The following is a 17,030-nucleotide window of genomic DNA, read 5'->3' on the forward strand; positions in this document are numbered from 1 at the left end:
CTAATTACTTACATATATCGATTAATTCTGATGGTTCAAAGATTATATATTCGGGTTTATGTTTTTTTAAGCTTTCTACGGTATTATAGCCCCATCCCACCGAAACAATATCTATCCCCGTATTCCTGGCTGCATGTATATCTCTGATTTCATCGCCAACATAAAGAACTTCACTAAGATTCAATTTCTCCTTTTTAATAATTCTTCTCATTTTAGATTCTTTTCCAAACATGGAAGCACTTAAAATAAAATCGAAAAATTCAGCATTTTTTGCTTTAAGAAACGTTAATACGTTATCTTTGGAATTCGTCGTAATTATAGCTGTTTTTATTCCCATTTCACGCAATGCTTTAACAGTTTCCAAAATATCTCCCTTGCATAATCTTATATTTTTTATATCTTGATTTAAAAGTTTTTTACCTCTTTTTAAGATAAATGGCAGATATCTTTTTTTCAATTCTATATATTCAATTAATTCTTTTGCGCTCATTTTTTTTATATGTCCAAGCTCATCTATGGTAATATTTCTTAAATTATATTTTTCAGCTAATTTTTGATATATGACAAAATTTGCCTCTTCCGTATCGGCAATTGTTCCGTCAAAATCAAACAAAACATACTTATATCTCACCATAATCCATCCTTTGCTATTATCTATAAATAATAGCACAATTTATTCATATGTTTCAACTATATTATATTTTATTTTTACAGTCAATTTTTATTTAAAAAATTCGTCCTGCAAGGTGCAGAAGGACGGGCAAACAAAAAACTCCTAAAATAGGAGTTTTAAAGTGACTTAATTATTTTGCTGCATCCATTTTTTATAAAATTCATATATTCATGTTCATCAATCAATCTTGGGTATTCTACATCAGGTATTAAATCTTTAAAAAATTCCATTATTTTTTCTTTGGATTTTTTTATGCTTATACCTTCTATTTCGGTTAAATTTAAATCTAAATCAAATGAATTTATTTCATTTTTATAATTTTCAAAGAAGTTATTAATTGCCTTGTTGTCATAAAATCTAAGTATTGATTTAACTGCTTTGCCAAGCTCTTCATCTGTTAAATCCACATTATTACGGATTTTAAGTTTGCTTGCATTAAATTTATAGTATTCATCAAACCATACATGACAATAATATCCCAATATAAAGGATTTCTGCCTTAAACTGAGTTCCTTAAAATTAAACTGCTCATAAAATTCTCTTACATCAATATTGCCGTCCTCATCAAGGGTGTGCAGGTCCTCAAAGTCGTCTTCGCTTATAGTTTCAGGAGAAGCAATGCCAATGACAAAGCTTGGAATATCAATTTTCATTTTCGAATTTTCTATGAATAATTTACCAAAATGCATATTGGTACTTATTGTGGGCATTTGTTTTTTTAACTCCTTTTTAAATAATTCTCGTTTATTATATCAAATTAAATATTATTTGTACAGTACTATTTAATTTGCTATGACAATACTATTTCAGGCGGTTCAGTAGTTTCGCCTGTTTTTGGATTTACAAAAGCTAACCAATAACCATAATCCGCTTCATCTTCTTTGTTGCTGTAAGACCAATTCTTAAAACCTGTGATACCCTTGTATGGCTGTTCTTCTTTTGTAAATTTTCCCGGTACACCGTAAACAAACTTGACAATTTCCTCTTTTTCCTTGAAAATACCAAAAATGTAATGCCCATATTTTTTCATAAGACCGCTGCATGTGGTTACACGATTAGAAACCGGATACGGATAATACGAGCTGATTATTTGGTTGTAGTAAGGTAAAAATCCATTTTTTATACCGGTTTCGTCATATGGTATGTACCACCAGTTAAAGTCATTTATTTTAACTGATAAGGGTTCAATTTTTTTATACTCCTTTAAAGCAAAATATAAACTTTCTTCAAATTTATTTTTATACTTTCGCACCTGAGCTTCAATATCCGGCTCAGCATCCAAATTAACTGCAGACGAAACTGATTCCTTTCTGGTTCTATTATCATTAATGTTCTTAGTCACCTGCTGCTCTATCGGCTTTTCTTCAATCAATTCTGTTTTTTCCACTTTTTCTTTTTTTACCTCTTCTGTTTGTGCATCTTCTTCCGTCTCTTTTTTTTCTGCAACTAACTCTTCGTTATCGGATTTCGTCTCAGTTTTCTCAATCTGTTCCCGTACATTTTTATCTGCTGTTTCAGCTTCAATCGTAGTTACATCGTCTTCGTCAGAATACTCCAATTTTTTTATTTGCTCCAAGGTAGCAGCATTAAATAAATTGGTATAAAGAACTATTTTCTTATCCTGTACAACTGCACAGGTATTGTAATCCTCAACAGAACTGTTGTTGCCAAAGGTTAAGCTTTTTTTAATCATGCCCTTTTTATTGTTGATATCTCCTAATTTTAATTTATTTGTTCTATCCTTATACAAATAAACTTCACTTGAAGATTTAGCATCTCCTAAGCCCTCTGCCGAAACAATTATATTACCTCTCATGCCCCTTATATCAAGACGAACGTAACCCCTTGCTTTATTAGGTTTATTTACCTGTTCAAAAAATTTCATCACTCTATAATTTTTATTGTTCATGTATTACCTCCTACAAAATATACCCGTTATCTAAATATATGCTAATTATTTCGTATAATTACAATTTTGTGGCAAGCACTAAATTACAATACTTTAGCAATATCGTACAATGAACTGGTAACGAGCCAGTTTTGCGGGAAGTATCTCATTACATTCCAGTATCCTACTCCTTCAAAGCCATATTCAGAAAATAAATCTAATTTTGCCAATATACTTCTTGCATCCTCGAACCAAACCTCATGTTGTCTTCCTTGATTGTCAAAATAAATAAAATACGGCGATTGTGCTACCTCATCATATTGTATATTTGCACCTACATCCGCAGCAAGCTCAACTGCCTGAACGTTAGACAGAGAATTTGCTCTTGAAACTCCCTGAACATAAGGAAGAGTAAAATCGTAGCCATAGTTGGGAATACCCATGTAAATTTTTTCTCTTGGAATTTCTGTTACAGCATAATCTAATACTTCTTCAACTCTGTTTATAGGTGCAACAGCCATTGCAGGTCCGTAAGTGTAGCCCCATTCATAAGTCATTAATAAAACTCTGTTTGATGCATCTCCAAGAGCCGGATAATCATGTGCCTCATACAAAAGTCCGGGCTGATCTGCTGAAATCTTTGGAGCCAATGCAGTTAATACGGTATAACCCTCCTCATTTAACCTGTTTGTCATATTTCTTACGAAATTAACAAAATTTTCTCTGTCTTCAGGTAAAATATATTCAAAATCTATATCAAGTCCTTCATAACCTTTTTCTCTCATAGTATTAATAACATTATCAATTAATCTGTTTGAAGCTTCAGGATCATTTAAGATTTGATGCGCTAATTCATTGCTAAAGGTTCCTTCTTCTGTTAAAGTAGAAATAAGCATTAACGGTGCTACACCATAATCTCTCGCTATTCTTATTAATTCTTCGTCATCAATGTCTATAAGATCTCCCTCGGGAGTTATGCCGTAGGTGAACAATGTCAAATAGGTTAAATAAGGTAATGTCTTCATTAAAACCGTTCTGTCTATATGCGGATATGCATAGCCAACCGTATAAATTGATCCTCTTTTTTCTGAGCTTGGAGTTATAGTGATTTGGTCGCCGGGAAAAATTGCATCAGCATGAGTAATAGACGGATTATATTGCAGTAATTCTATTACGGTAGTGTTAAATTGCCTTGCAATACCTTCAAGAGTGTCTCCCGGACTAACGGTATAAACCTGCTCCGGAGTCAATATTACCAATGTTTGACCCGGAACCAAGACATTTGGATTTGCTAATTCATTATCTGAAATGATTTTTTGTGGCGAAATATTATACTGTGCGGCTATAGAAAAAATATTTTCGCCTGGTTGAACTACGTGAATAATCATATTTTTTCTCCTTTCTTTTCTTGTAACATTATATGCGTTACCAAATCAATTGTTGAATAGTCAAAAACGCAAACAGTCTTATTCACCAATTTATTTGCTCCTAACGTCGCATAAATTGGGAATTCGTTGTATTTGTCCTGCCATTTTTCAGAAAAAAGACTCTGAAAAATGGGGTTAGGGCATCGCAGGGGAATGCATCAAATTTGTTTACTCTCTGCCGTTCGCACAAATTTGGCATTCTGTGCGTTTGACCTACCAACCATTTTTCAGAAAAAAGACTCTGAAAAATGGGGTTAGGGCATAAAAAAGGTACGGTTCTATTAAAGAACCGTCCAGATTAATGACAAAGTATATTTCATATTTTAATATTGTATTTTACTTTCTCCCTTCCCTCTTTGCAATATATTGTCTTGGATTTTCTTTACTTGCTTTAATATATTGTTTGTATCTTCTATCAGCTTACCGTCAAATTTTAAAAATTTTCCTGCAACCATGGTGCATTTAATATTATGGGAATCCGAACTGTAAATAATCGATGTAAGGGGATCATAGACAGGAAAGGTATTTATTTTATTTAAATCCCATATCAGCAAATCAGAAGCATATCCCTCCTGAATTTTTCCTGTGTTAAATGGTAAAGCATTATGACCGTTCATTAAAGCTTTCCATATATCTATGGTTTTAAAATCAATTGCATTGTTATTTATAAATTTACCATTGAGGGCAAACAATCTTGCCTGCTCCAACGGACTTAATGTATTTGAGCTTGCGGCACCATCCGTACCAAAGGAATAGTTTATATCATCCTTTAAACTGTATATATTTCCTTCACCCATACTTAACTTCATATAAGTTTTCGGGCTGAAAGCAAAGAATGATTTATTATTAATGAATTTTAAATCTTCTTTTTTTGTCCATAAGCCGTGAGCAATTATAACATCAACATCAAAACCACCGCTTTCATAAAGAATCTCTATAGGTGTCTTGCCCGTATTTTTAATGCTGTCATCAACCTGCTCCTCAGTTTCCGACACATGTATGTGTATCCCTACCTTCAGCTTTTTAGCCGCATTTATTATTTCTGTAAGCTTATCACCAGGACATGTGTAAGGAGCGTGCGGTCCCAGACGCAAGCTTATTCTGCTGTTCTTGCCTTGATATTTTTCTACAAAATCAATTGCCTCATTTAACTGATTGCGGTAATCTGCAGCCAATCCAAATATAGTTGGAGCTATATCTGCCCTTATACCCATATCCTCCACCGCCTTATATACCTCTTCCTGTGCAAAATAATGGTCTGCGAAAGCCGTAACACCGTTATTAAGCATTTCGGCAGAAGCAATCACAGCTCCCCAATAAATATCTTCATTTGTCAGCTTGCTTTCATAGGGAAATATTTTTTCATTGAACCAGTTATCAATTGATATATCTTCTGCAATACCTTTCATTATGTTCATAGGAGAGTGCGTATGTAAATTGACAAAACCCGGAGTAATGTAATTACCGGTACAATCTACCTCATCATACCCATTTGTAATTTCCCTCGTAACCTTATCAATTTTACCGTCTGAAACATACACATTTATATTTTCCGTTACTTTTCCGTTTTCATCTATAATATTTCCGTTTTTTAATACAATTTTCTCATTCATTGTTTCCTCCATAAAAATCATACATAAGATTTTATTTTCTGATATAATGATTATACCATATTTGAATTTACGGAACAAATAAATAGATTTTACGTCTAATAATATTGCATGAAAGGGGATTTGGGAAATATGAAAAAGCTGTTATTGTTCGCAGCAATTATATTATTATTAACTTCATGCTCGAAGCAGACAAACACAGTTGAACCGGAGGCGGAAGAACCTATGCCGGAGCCGATAGAAGAGCCGGCAGAGGAAGAAAATGATGAACCGAAAGACATCAGATACACAGGAGAAATTATTACCGGCGGGTTTTACGGAAACTCAGGCATAATTTATTTCATTCCTGATAAAGAGACAATGGAGCTTCTTAAGAATGAATATCCTTTCTCTATAAATGCAGGAGAAAGCATTCCTTTGTACTATGATGATATCAATATAGTTAAGGATTTGCCTCAGGAGCTTGGTGTCTACAAGGTTGAAATAGAAGCAGATTACAATACCGGCAATATACTTTCAAATCTGAAATCCATCAGCAGTACAGAGGAAATCGGAACTGTTGAATATAAAGGAAAGGAATACCCCACAAATGATTTAGATGAAACTGTCACCGCAAAGGACATAGTATGCGGACTTATAGTGAGCAATGTAAGGAAATTTGATGATGGCGGTGTAATGATTAATTTTGAGGGAGAAATAGAAAGCGAAGGTTTTTATAACGTCTATCCGGGGGGAGAATATTTCAATTATAAAAGAATCGGCAGAATTGTACCGGACGGAAAATCGGTGAAAAACTTTCCATCCTATAAGGGTGTGGGGGTCGAAAATACTTTTTCTGTATACTTTGCGGAGAGCAACGAATTATACCAAAAGCTTGCTGAGCATTCGGCTATAGGACGCGGGAGATTCAAATCAACAGGTTACGATATAGTTTACAATATTGGCGGAGGTGTCCACCCTAATGAAAAGCTTACAGAAATAATATCCTTAGATGAAAGCTATAAAGGACTGTTCCCTTATGATGATAATTCCATAACAAGACCATTAGCAAACGAAGAAATTAAGCATAACGCCGGCTTTATGGATAAATATGCAATTGTCTTCAACGTAGATGACTTTGAAAATGAAAGCTCACCCATAAACTACTACTTTTTCGGCTATGATGAACTGTCAAAAATAAAAATACTGACAACGGATGAATTTTATTATGGATTGAAAGAAAATAACGGCGCTAATCCAAACGAGTTCGAATTAATAACTGATTCAAGCTCCAAAAAATCTCACAGTATAGGTTTCAGCTATTTTGATAAAAACAGCAGCGCCATTGGTGAGGATACTTTATGGGTAACTTATAATTACGGATATTTCAGAAAAGATAGTGAGATTGTAAGAATTTTTAAAGGTGACAGTATTTCAGATATGACGGCAGAGGATATTAATATTGTATACATCTACACACAGAATTCTTCCGACGAATTAGTAAGAGTTATATGTAAATTTACAGGTGAAACCACGTTAACCGGAAAATTAGAATTATATTTTGATGATGGCTGCGGTTACAATAAATTGCGTTTTGTCGCAGACGAAGAAGGTATTAAAAAGCTTCCAATCCATAATGACGATTTAGTGGAGCAAGGCTGGATAACCTTTGATTATGAAAATGTTAAAGAATTGGTAGGAACAGAACCGTTTGAAAAAAACTGCGAAATAACAATAAACAATTATAATATCAGCAAATCATCACATACATCATCCGTTGATACCGCTAATCTGATATCGGTAAATTTTCTTGAGTAATATAACAGGAGGTAATTAGTTAATTTAATTGCCTCCTGTTTTACTCTATACAGCATCCCATACGCATATTTATATCTTTTCTCTTTACATACCTTTGTCTATCAACTTGCAAATCTGATGTAATTTTTAGTTCTTTCATATATCAAATATTAATCTGGTTTTATTTATAATATAGATAAGCATGTAATTCCTTATCAACATTATATTTTTTAACATTCGAAGATCCTGTTCTCCTGTCATACCACTTTGAGTGATCGTCTTTGTGTATGTGCTTGATGGAGTACCTGAATCAAATACATTTATGTAGCTTGTAGAATTTGTTGAGGATAATACTGGATTTGTATTAGAAATTGTGGTTAATGCAGTATTTTTAAACACAGCGCCTGTGAAACTTGCACCAGTTGGAACATTGATATTACCGCTTGAATCTGGATTAATGGCTATTACCATTTCTCTTACATATTGTCCACCGTTTTGTGTTAATTGAGTATAAGCATTATTTGTTAACAAGACTGGTAAAGAAGTTGAAAGAGTGCCATAAGTAATGTTGATAAATAAGTACTTCATACTGTTAATACTTATTTCAAATGTGATCTCTCTTCCAACTGCTGCAATATTGCTTGGAATAAGTTTCTCTTCCCATATACCATCAACTGAAGTTGTCGTACCATTCAATGGGTAAAAGAATAAGTAAAAGGATCCACCCTTGTACAAGATACCGGCATCAAACCCATAAGACCCTCTGAATAATCCCTGTATAAATTCTGGGAATGCCCCATTTTTATAGCTGGAATCATTTGGTCTATAAGTGCAACTTATTGGCAACTTGATAGTTGAAATTGCTCCTTTGTAGATAGAACTATTTGTTTTTCTTTGAACTACATGAACTCCTCCCATAAATAAAAACCTCCTTATAAAATAATTGTTTTATAGTTACATATATAAAAGAGGTTATTTAACGTGAAAAGTAAACCTTTATTTTAAAAAATTTAATATTTTTTCATTTGAATCATTTACAATAAATGATTCTTTTAAGTGGAAATATTTTTCCAAAAATTTTATTTTACTTTCATTTGTTATTTCAAATCCAGTTTCTTCGGGATTTTCAACTATAAAATGCGTTGTTGAATTGATGTCAACTTTCTCTTTTTTGCCATCGGACAAAATAACTTCATTGATTATCAGCTCGGTCATATAAGATGGTTCCATCATCCAATATCCTTCTTCTCTATTGACTCCACTTAATTTACTAAATGAATTCTCATCTTTAATAGGTAAATAGACTAATCTGCCATCTTTAAACATCACAATAACATCTCCATCCGTACTTTCAAATACAGTATTTATACTAGAAATACTATTTAATAACATGTTCAGTTCCTTTCCTACTGGAGGGATATTAATGTTGTAATCAAAATAAAATCCATAATGCGTTTCATTGTCCTCTATATTTCTGTTTGTAACAATAGAAAACAAAAAAATTATTACTAAAAAAACTATTATTGATATCCATACTTTTATATTCTTCATATCTTCCTTGTATGATGTATTTATAAATAAATACATCAATACTCTCCTTATATAATATATTTAGGTTGATAAAGGTAACCTATAATCCTTTGTTAACTGTATCTTTATACAGGATAATACTGTATAATAGCTGTATTAGATAGAGTGTCATCGATTTCTCCTTGAGACATATAAGATGACCTCGTATTATATGTTTTATTTAGATATTGTATATAAACAGCATTAGCTATAATTTCCTTTTTGCTTATTAGACGTTATATCCATGTAAAAAGTTTCAGTAGCGGGTCTTGGAGTTTGACTTAATAAAACCTTTTTCGTTTGTAAAATTTCTTAATTGCATATACATAAATAAGGAGGTTTTCTACACAATTAGAAACATATAAAAAAGCATTCCCTATTGCTAATAATTGTGTGGACACAAGAAGTATAAAACTGTAAAATATATCAAATGATACTTTTGGTGCTAATATAATTATGGAGATAAAAAATGATTACTTTAACCAACCGGCAGGCAAGAAATTTTATACTTCTTAAACACGGACTGCTTGACAAACACAAATTCTTCGGCAAACAGGGTGCTCTTGATTTTATACATCAGACGGGGTGTATTCAATATGACCCTGTTGATTCATGCGGCAAAAATGCAGAGCTCACGTTGCAGTCCCGTGTAAAAAACTTTACGAAACAAATGCTTTATGAACTGTTATACAAGGAGCGAAGCCTCATAGATTACCCTGATAAAAATCTTTCTATCATTCCGCTTGATGACTGGCCGTATTTTGAGCGTTATCGCAAAAAAGCACAAGAAAACGGACTGCGTTTTGAGAACCTTGCAGGGCTGGAAATACATGCAAAGAAACACATACAGAAAAATGGAGCCGTAAGCTCTGATGAGCTTCCCATAGTCGGTGATATACACTGGCATTCTTCGATTCATTGGAGCGGAAGCTGGGACGGAAAAACAAACGCAGCAAGAGCCGTGTTGGAGCAGCTGTATTCCACCGGTGAGCTTATTATTCATCATAAAAAAGGAACCCGAAAGTATTATGACCTGGCTGAAAAATATATATCCGAAGAACTACTTTACAGCCCCGACCCTTTCCCTGATGAATTCGAACATCAAAAGTGGCGTGTGCTGCGCCGAATAGGGGCGGTAGGTCTTCTGTGGAACCGACCGTCTGATGCATGGCTGAATATCTGGGAGCTTAAGTCTACGCAAAGAACCGAGATTTTTAAGGAGCTTCTCAACGAGGGAAAGCTCCTTGAAATCAAAGTCGGGGATTTGAAGTACATTTTGTTCTGCAGGGCTGAGGATTTACCGCTTATTGAATTGATACTGCGGGAGGATACATTCAAACCACGCTGTGAGCTGATTGCACCTCTTGACTGCATGATGTGGGACAGAAATCTGATTCGTACACTGTTCGGCTTTGACTATACTTGGGAAATTTATACCCCTGCTCACAAACGAAAATACGGATTTTACGTTCTGCCTATGCTTTACGGCAACAGATTCATTGGACGTGTAGAAGCGGTTTCAAATATAAAAACGCATACGCTGACAGTTAAGAACATATGGTATGAGGATGGAATAAAACAGACAAAAAAGCTTCAGGAATCAGTCAACAGCTGTCTAAAAAGGTTTGCTAAATTTAATGAATGCGATAAAATAGATTTTTTGATTTAACGAACACGGACCTCTGCTGATTTCAGCAGAGGTATATTATCTTAGCAGGTATTTCCAACAGCAAAATAAAGACGGCGAACCGTCTTTATTGTTTCACTTACAGTATAAGCGACTGACACCAAATTAAAAATTGGGGTCATCTGCTTATTTATTACCGAAAACTAATTCCCTGCCATCTGCACTGATTTTTATTGTGTCGGATTTTTTGATTGTACCTTTTAATAATTCTTCAGACAACCTGTCTTCGATTCTTCTTCTTATTTCTCTTTGCAGAGGTCTTGCTCCAAACATCGGGTCAAAGCCTTCTTCTGCCAATAATTCTTTGGCCTTGTCGTCTAATTCTATTTTTACATTCAATTGTTCAAGACGTTTTGACAAGTTGTTAATCATCAATGATACAATTTCCTTTATGTGTTCCTTATTCAACGAGTGGAATACAATTATTTCATCTATACGGTTTAAAAACTCCGGACGGAATGATCTTTTCAATTCACCCAGTACATTTTCCTTCATTTTTTCGTATTCATCCTTTTCTTCATTTGATGAATTTGCGGCAAAGCCCAGAGTTTTTTGTTTTTTAATCGTGCTTGCTCCAACATTTGAAGTCATGATTATAACCGTATTCTTAAAGTCAACCGTTCTTCCTTTTGCATCTGTCAATCTGCCGTCATCCAACAGCTGAAGCAGTATGTTGAATACATCCGGATGTGCTTTTTCTATTTCATCAAACAATATAACCGAATATGGCTTCCTTCTGATTTTTTCAGTTAATTGTCCTCCTTCATCAAATCCAACGTATCCGGGAGGTGAACCGATAAGCTTAGAAACCGAATGTTTTTCCATAAATTCAGACATATCTACCCTTATCATTGCATTTTCATCGCCGAACATTGACTCCGCTAATGCTTTAGATAACTCTGTCTTGCCCACTCCCGTCGGTCCTAAGAATATAAATGAACCGATAGGTTTTTTAGGATCCTTCAATCCGACTCTCGATCTTCTGATGGCTTTTGACAGCGCTTCAACCGCCTGTTCCTGACCTATAACTCTTTTGTGGAGTATTTCTTCCATGTTTAACAATTTTTCTGATTCATCACCTTGAAGCTTCTTAACAGGCACACCTGTCCATTGAGAAACAACGTCTGCTATTTCCTCATATCCAATTTTTGAATCCTTGGAATTCTTTGCTGCCCATAATTTCTTTTGTTTATCAAGCTCATCAGTCAATCTTTTTTCTTCATCCCTGAAGGATGCTGCCCTCTCGAAATCCTGATTATTGATTGCTGCTTGCTTTTCGTTAATCAATTCAGTTATTTTATCTTCGATTTCCTTGAATTCCTTTGGTTGAGTCGATGATTTTAATCTTGTTCTTGATGCAGCTTCATCAATTAAGTCTATTGCTTTATCCGGTAAAAATCTGTCGGATATATACCTGTGTGATAGTTTGGTTGCTGCTTCAATTGCCTCATCAGTTATGGCAACCTTGTGGTGTGCTTCATATTTATCTCGTAAGCCCTTCAATATTTTGATTGTATCTTCAACTGTCGGCTCATCGACGGTAATTGGCTGGAATCTTCTTTCAAGAGCAGCATCCTTTTCTATATGTTTTTTGTATTCATCCAAGGTTGTAGCACCGACTATCTGTAATTCTCCTCTTGCCAATGTCGGCTTTAATATATTAGAAGCGTCAATTGCTCCTTCTGCAGCACCAGCTCCTATTATAGTGTGAAGCTCATCAATGAATAAAATAATGTTTCCGGCCGCCTTAATTTCTTCTACCGCACTTTTTAATCTTTCTTCAAATTCACCCCTGTACTTAGCGCCTGCAACCATTCCCGCCATATCAAGAGTAACAACTCTTTTATCCTTTAAAGTTTCAGGCACATTGCCATTTACAATTTCTTGGGCCAAGCCTTCAGCTATAGCAGTCTTACCAACTCCCGGCTCCCCTATTAAACAAGGATTATTTTTAGTTCTTCTTGACAATATCTGTATAACCCTGTCTATAACATTTTCTCTTCCTATAACAGGGTCAAGCTTTCCTTCTCTGGCACGTTGATTTAGATCAGTACCGTATTTATCGATTGTCTTTGTGGCACTATTTTGTGCCTGCTCTGTATTTCCGCTGAAGTTAGCGTTGCCGCCTGCAGCTCCTCCGCTGTTTTGCTTGATTGCTTCAATTACCTCATTTTTTAAATCTCTTAAGCTAACAGCTGATTTAACTATCTGAGCAGCAATTCCTTCTCCTTCATCTATTAACCCGAGCAGTATATGTTCTGTTCCTACATAAGAAACTCCCATTTGTGTTGAATATTGGCGGGCAAGCTCAATAATATACTTGCTTCTGGGGCTGATTTGGATGTATTCAGGCTCTTCTTCACCGACACCGATTGAATTTTTGATTATTTCTCTAATTTTATTTACATCTAATTTATTTCTGAGGATTTTTCCCGCAATTCCTTCTTGTTCAAGCATTAATCCAATAAGTATATGTTCAGTTCCAAGTACGTTCTGCTTAAAATTTGTTACTTCTCTTTGGGCTGATTCCAAAGCGCTCTTTGCAGACTTATTTAATCCATTCATCATATATTTCACTCCTTAATTTTTAATATTATATGTTGTTTATAGTAATAATTCATATCTCAATATTTCTGCTCTTTTTTTATCTCTTTCTTTCGGTGTTGAATTATTCTCTGTTTTCAAAGCAATATTGCTGTGTTGAATCATTGTCATAAGACTATAAATATCCATATCCCTGGATAATTTAATAATACCCATTTCCTTTCCAAGCTTCAATATGGATAACAGTTTCATTGATTCTTCCGCTGTCATTCTTTTTGCATTTGTCAAAAGACCATAAGCTCTGTAAACCTCGTCCTCTATTTCGTCAAAGTTATTCTTTTTAAGATGCTCCCTGACCCTGACTTCCTTTTCGATTATTTGATTAACTATTTGAGTTATTTTTTCAATCAATGCTTCCTCCCCAGCTCCCAAGGACCCTTGATTGGAAATTTGATAAAGATGCCCAATCGATTTAGTTCCTTCTCCGTATACTCCTCTTACTGCCACACCTAATTGAGACACGCCGTACAATAGCTTTTCAATCTGATTCGTAATAGAAAGTGCTGGAAGATGAACCATAACGGAAGCACGCATTCCTGTTCCTATATTTGTAGGACATGAGGTTACATAACCTAATTCATTATCAAATGCATAATCTACTGATTCTTCTATTACATCATCAATCTTATTACTTAAATCCCAGCACTCCTTTAATGATAAACCGGGATTCAAGGTCTGAATTCTGATATGATCTTCTTCATTTAACATAATTGAAACTTTTTTGTCCTGACTCAATAAAAACGCCGCTCTTTCTTTTTCAGCCAATGCGGGACTTATCAGATGATTTTCAACTAATGCACTTTTTTCAAGATTATTTAAGTCCTTCATATATGTTAATTCATAATTTAAATTTATTCTGTTAATTGCATTACTTACTTCAGAAATCATCTTTTCAGTTTCCTCAGCTGTAATTTTTACAGGGAATTTATAATTCTTTAAATTTCTGGCTAATCTTATGCGGCTTGTTACAACTATATCTTTATTATCCATATTATCACCTCTTAAATATTGCCTTCCATCTCACGAATTTTATCTCTTATTTTTGCTGCATTTTCATATTCTTCTTTCTCGATTGCAGATTTCAGTTCATGTTTTAGTTTTTCTATATCCTTTTGTATTCTGTAGCTTCCACCGGCTCTTTTAGGAATTTTGCCTGTATGTGCTTCATAACCCTGTATATTTTTTACAACAGGCATTATTCTGTGTTTAAATGTATCAATGCAGTCGTTACATCCGAATTTGCCTGTATTTCTGAATTCTTCATATGTCATACCGCACTTAGAACAAGCCATTGCAGGAATATACGCAGAAGTGTTATATGCATTGTTGAGCATTGCCGAAAACAAGTTTTCCATCGAAAAATTAGAATTTAATATGGATTGATTTTTCTTTGCACATTCTTCACACAAATGACTTTCAGTTTTATTGCCGTTTATAATTTGAGTCACATGGACTCTTGCTTCATTTTTTCCGCATTCATTACATAACATTTTTTACCCTCCTAAAAATAATGCACTTATTAATCGTCGTCTACCGATATCAATATCATTTCCTTCAGCAAAGAAGCCCTTATTGCGTTTCTGTCATCATAAGGTACATTGTTTAAAGCCCTGTCACTTAGTATACTCTGCATGATTTTAAGTTCTCTGTTGCTTATTACATCTCTTTCCTTCAATGCCTTTAATACATCAAGTGCTTTGTTGAGAGTTATATTGTCCCCTATGCTTTCATTAAGTATTTCTTTCAGTTCATCAATTGATGACTGAACCCTGAGTATTCTTATATATCCACCGCCGCCTCTTCTGCTTTCAACTATATATCCTCTGTCATTATTGAATCTTGTAGAAAGCACATAATTAATCTGCGAAGGCGAACAATCAAATTGCTGAGCTAAAAAATTACGCTGAATGTCTACAGCTCTGAAATTATTTGCTTCTATTAATTCTTTAATAAAACCTTCTATTATATCACTTAAATTTGACATTTATTCACTTCCTATCATTTGACTTTAACTTTGACTTTCTTTGACCTTGATTTTATTATATCACTCTTTTTTTAGATTTCAATAGTTATTTTTAAAAAATTTTTATTTTATATGCAATAATATCTAAAAATTCATATAAACAGATGACCCAAATTTTTAATTTGGTGTCAGTCGCTTATGCTGTAAGTGCAAAAAAAGAGGGTTACCCCTCATGCTGCTGAAATAATCTCCTTCTTCATTTCCGTTCAATCGGTTAATATAATTCTTTAAATCGCTGTTTCACACTTAATTTCATCAACCTTTTTTAATTTAAATACTATTGTGCTCAATGTAAATTTAAATACTTGATCCAAGCCCATACACAGCCATATAAATATTACATCTAATTTAAGCACATAAGCAGACAACAATGATAACGGCACTCTAACCACCCATATTCCAATAAATGATATAATCATAGGTATATTTTTATATCCTGCAGAACGTATGGTTCCGTTCAATACCTTGGATAAGTTTTGAGGTGTTTGAATAAAGCCCATCACTATTAAGTAAACAACACCTATTGATTGAATTTCAGGATTGTTTGTAAAGAAACTCATAAAAAATCTTGGAAATGCAATTATCAGCATTGATGTAAATAAGCTTATTGCAGTTGATGTGGTAATTAATTGTTTAGTATAAATTTTTAATAATTCTCCGTCTTTTTTACCTATTGCATTTGCTGTCAGGGAAGTAGCGGCTATTCCAACACCGACAGCAGGCATTTCAGACATTAGTTCTGCCTGCAATCCTAATTGATATGCAGCGAATGTAACTTCTCCGTATGACAATATCGCTTTACTCATTATAATAGCCGAAAACTGCCAAAACATGCTTTCAAAAGCAGCAGGCATACCTACAGAATAAACATTTTTTACAATGTCAGAATCTAATTTTAAATTTATTTTTGTTATAACTATGCTGAATAGTCCGTGTCTTTTGTTATACAAAAGGTAGATTCCTAAAAGCGCTCCGCATGCCTGCGAAATTAATAATGCGATAGCCGCTCCTTTTAAGGATAGTTCAGGTAATCCGAATTTACCGTATATTAAAATATATCCCAATATTACATTGATAATATTTACTACTATTGCAATGTACATAGGTGTCTTTGTATTGCCGCAAGCTTGAAATGCAGCAGTAACAGCAGACATAACAAGCAAAAATGGGGCCGTAAAAATTACTATCTTTAGATATACATTAGCATTATACAAAGTTGTGCTGCTATCAGTGAAAAATGATAATATGCTCTCAGAATTTAATAAAACGGTGAATATTATTACAGCAGATAACATTAGTCCGGTAATACAGGTTTGCTCAAATGTCCTCTTGCATTTTTCCATATCGTTTTCGCCTCTGATCTTCGCTATAACAACAGTAGCACCGACCCCTATCCCCTTAAATAAGCACCAAAGCACTCCAGTGATACGTGAGCAGATACCTTGTGCAGATATAAGCGAAGGAGTCAATCTTCCTATCATTGCCGAAGATATGAGGCCTGCTGATACTTGAAATATATTTTCCAACATAACCGGTACTATCAGAAAAAATATTTCTTTTCTAATTAATTTCTTGTCGTAAATCTTATTTTGCATTTAAAAAAATTTACCTCATATTTCTATAAAATATAAAATGCTAATCCTTTATTAAATTGCCAATTCATTTTACATCACAATGTGCAGACATTCAAGTGAATAATATATGTTATAATAATCTCTTTAATCATGACCACCGGCTGAGCCGGTGGTTTGCTCTTGCCCTATAAGGGCATGG

14 protein-coding genes are annotated in these 17,030 nt (G+C 34.1%); 2 read left to right on the forward strand and 12 right to left on the reverse strand.

Annotation, left to right across the window (positions count from 1 at the left end; genetic code table 11):
- Positions 1-4: 4 nt before the first annotated feature.
- The 5 genes from RT412_RS12195 to RT412_RS12215 all read right to left on the reverse strand — a co-directional run bounded on the left by RT412_RS12195 (position 5) and on the right by RT412_RS12215 (position 5,601).
- A complete protein-coding gene (locus RT412_RS12195; RefSeq protein ID WP_313344229.1) occupies positions 5-634 on the reverse strand; it encodes an HAD-IA family hydrolase in 630 nt (209 codons plus the stop codon).
- A 155-nt stretch (positions 635-789) separates the two neighbouring features.
- Positions 790-1,383: a hypothetical protein gene (locus tag RT412_RS12200; RefSeq protein ID WP_313344226.1), complete on the reverse strand. Its 594-nt coding sequence runs from the start codon at positions 1,381-1,383 to the stop codon at positions 790-792.
- Between the two features lie 80 nt (positions 1,384-1,463).
- Entirely contained in the window at positions 1,464-2,582 is a 1,119-nt protein-coding gene (locus tag RT412_RS12205) for a hypothetical protein (RefSeq protein ID WP_313344223.1), read from the reverse strand.
- Between the two features lie 83 nt (positions 2,583-2,665).
- A complete protein-coding gene (locus tag RT412_RS12210; protein ID WP_313344220.1) occupies positions 2,666-3,949 on the reverse strand; it encodes a glycosyl hydrolase family 18 protein in 1,284 nt (427 codons plus the stop codon).
- 362 nt (positions 3,950-4,311) lie between these two features.
- A complete protein-coding gene (locus RT412_RS12215) occupies positions 4,312-5,601 on the reverse strand; it encodes an amidohydrolase family protein (protein WP_313344217.1) in 1,290 nt (429 codons plus the stop codon).
- Between the two features lie 129 nt (positions 5,602-5,730).
- Between RT412_RS12215 and RT412_RS12220 the strand changes: the two genes are divergently transcribed.
- Positions 5,731-7,395, forward strand: a complete 1,665-nt coding sequence (locus RT412_RS12220) for a hypothetical protein (RefSeq protein ID WP_313344214.1) — start codon at positions 5,731-5,733, stop codon at positions 7,393-7,395.
- Positions 7,396-7,530: 135 nt separating this feature from the next.
- Here the strand turns inward: RT412_RS12220 and RT412_RS12225 are convergent, their stop codons facing one another.
- The gene (locus tag RT412_RS12225) at positions 7,531-8,292 is read right to left on the reverse strand and encodes a hypothetical protein (protein WP_313344212.1); all 762 of its coding nucleotides are present in this window, start codon (positions 8,290-8,292) and stop codon (positions 7,531-7,533) included.
- A gap of 78 nt (positions 8,293-8,370) precedes the next feature.
- Positions 8,371-8,961, reverse strand: coding sequence for a hypothetical protein (locus tag RT412_RS12230; RefSeq protein WP_313344210.1), 591 nt, complete (start codon positions 8,959-8,961; stop codon positions 8,371-8,373).
- Positions 8,962-9,412: 451 nt separating this feature from the next.
- Between RT412_RS12230 and RT412_RS12235 the strand changes: the two genes are divergently transcribed.
- Positions 9,413-10,612 (forward strand): DNA glycosylase AlkZ-like family protein, encoded by a 1,200-nt coding sequence (locus RT412_RS12235; protein ID WP_313344207.1) that lies wholly within the window; start codon positions 9,413-9,415, stop codon positions 10,610-10,612.
- Between the two features lie 144 nt (positions 10,613-10,756).
- Here the strand turns inward: RT412_RS12235 and RT412_RS12240 are convergent, their stop codons facing one another.
- The 5 genes from RT412_RS12240 to RT412_RS12260 form a co-directional block, all read right to left on the reverse strand.
- The gene (locus RT412_RS12240) at positions 10,757-13,198 is read right to left on the reverse strand and encodes an ATP-dependent Clp protease ATP-binding subunit (protein WP_313344204.1); all 2,442 of its coding nucleotides are present in this window, start codon (positions 13,196-13,198) and stop codon (positions 10,757-10,759) included.
- A gap of 36 nt (positions 13,199-13,234) precedes the next feature.
- Entirely contained in the window at positions 13,235-14,224 is a 990-nt protein-coding gene (locus RT412_RS12245; RefSeq protein WP_313344201.1) for a protein arginine kinase, read from the reverse strand.
- 11 nt (positions 14,225-14,235) lie between these two features.
- Positions 14,236-14,724: a UvrB/UvrC motif-containing protein gene (locus RT412_RS12250; protein ID WP_313344198.1), complete on the reverse strand. Its 489-nt coding sequence runs from the start codon at positions 14,722-14,724 to the stop codon at positions 14,236-14,238.
- A 29-nt stretch (positions 14,725-14,753) separates the two neighbouring features.
- Positions 14,754-15,218: a CtsR family transcriptional regulator gene (locus RT412_RS12255; protein WP_313344195.1), complete on the reverse strand. Its 465-nt coding sequence runs from the start codon at positions 15,216-15,218 to the stop codon at positions 14,754-14,756.
- A 266-nt stretch (positions 15,219-15,484) separates the two neighbouring features.
- Positions 15,485-16,852, reverse strand: coding sequence for an MATE family efflux transporter (locus RT412_RS12260; protein WP_313344192.1), 1,368 nt, complete (start codon positions 16,850-16,852; stop codon positions 15,485-15,487).
- Positions 16,853-17,030: the final 178 nt, after the last annotated feature.

The organism is Sedimentibacter sp. (genome assembly GCF_032080165.1).
GTDB lineage: Bacteria > Bacillota > Clostridia > Tissierellales > Sedimentibacteraceae > Sedimentibacter.

Coding starts and splice junctions, on each gene's coding strand:
- RT412_RS12195 (WP_313344229.1), bottom strand. CDS start 634: ATGGTGAGATATAAGTATGTTTTGTTTGATTTTGACGGAACAATTGCC.
- RT412_RS12200 (WP_313344226.1), bottom strand. CDS start 1,383: ATGCCCACAATAAGTACCAATATGCATTTTGGTAAATTATTCATAGAA.
- RT412_RS12205 (WP_313344223.1), bottom strand. CDS start 2,582: ATGAACAATAAAAATTATAGAGTGATGAAATTTTTTGAACAGGTAAAT.
- RT412_RS12210 (WP_313344220.1), bottom strand. CDS start 3,949: ATGATTATTCACGTAGTTCAACCAGGCGAAAATATTTTTTCTATAGCC.
- RT412_RS12215 (WP_313344217.1), bottom strand. CDS start 5,601: ATGAATGAGAAAATTGTATTAAAAAACGGAAATATTATAGATGAAAAC.
- RT412_RS12220 (WP_313344214.1), top strand. CDS start 5,731: ATGAAAAAGCTGTTATTGTTCGCAGCAATTATATTATTATTAACTTCA.
- RT412_RS12225 (WP_313344212.1), bottom strand. CDS start 8,292: ATGGGAGGAGTTCATGTAGTTCAAAGAAAAACAAATAGTTCTATCTAC.
- RT412_RS12230 (WP_313344210.1), bottom strand. CDS start 8,961: ATGTATTTATTTATAAATACATCATACAAGGAAGATATGAAGAATATA.
- RT412_RS12235 (WP_313344207.1), top strand. CDS start 9,413: ATGATTACTTTAACCAACCGGCAGGCAAGAAATTTTATACTTCTTAAA.
- RT412_RS12240 (WP_313344204.1), bottom strand. CDS start 13,198: ATGATGAATGGATTAAATAAGTCTGCAAAGAGCGCTTTGGAATCAGCC.
- RT412_RS12245 (WP_313344201.1), bottom strand. CDS start 14,224: ATGGATAATAAAGATATAGTTGTAACAAGCCGCATAAGATTAGCCAGA.
- RT412_RS12250 (WP_313344198.1), bottom strand. CDS start 14,724: ATGTTATGTAATGAATGCGGAAAAAATGAAGCAAGAGTCCATGTGACT.
- RT412_RS12255 (WP_313344195.1), bottom strand. CDS start 15,218: ATGTCAAATTTAAGTGATATAATAGAAGGTTTTATTAAAGAATTAATA.
- RT412_RS12260 (WP_313344192.1), bottom strand. CDS start 16,852: ATGCAAAATAAGATTTACGACAAGAAATTAATTAGAAAAGAAATATTT.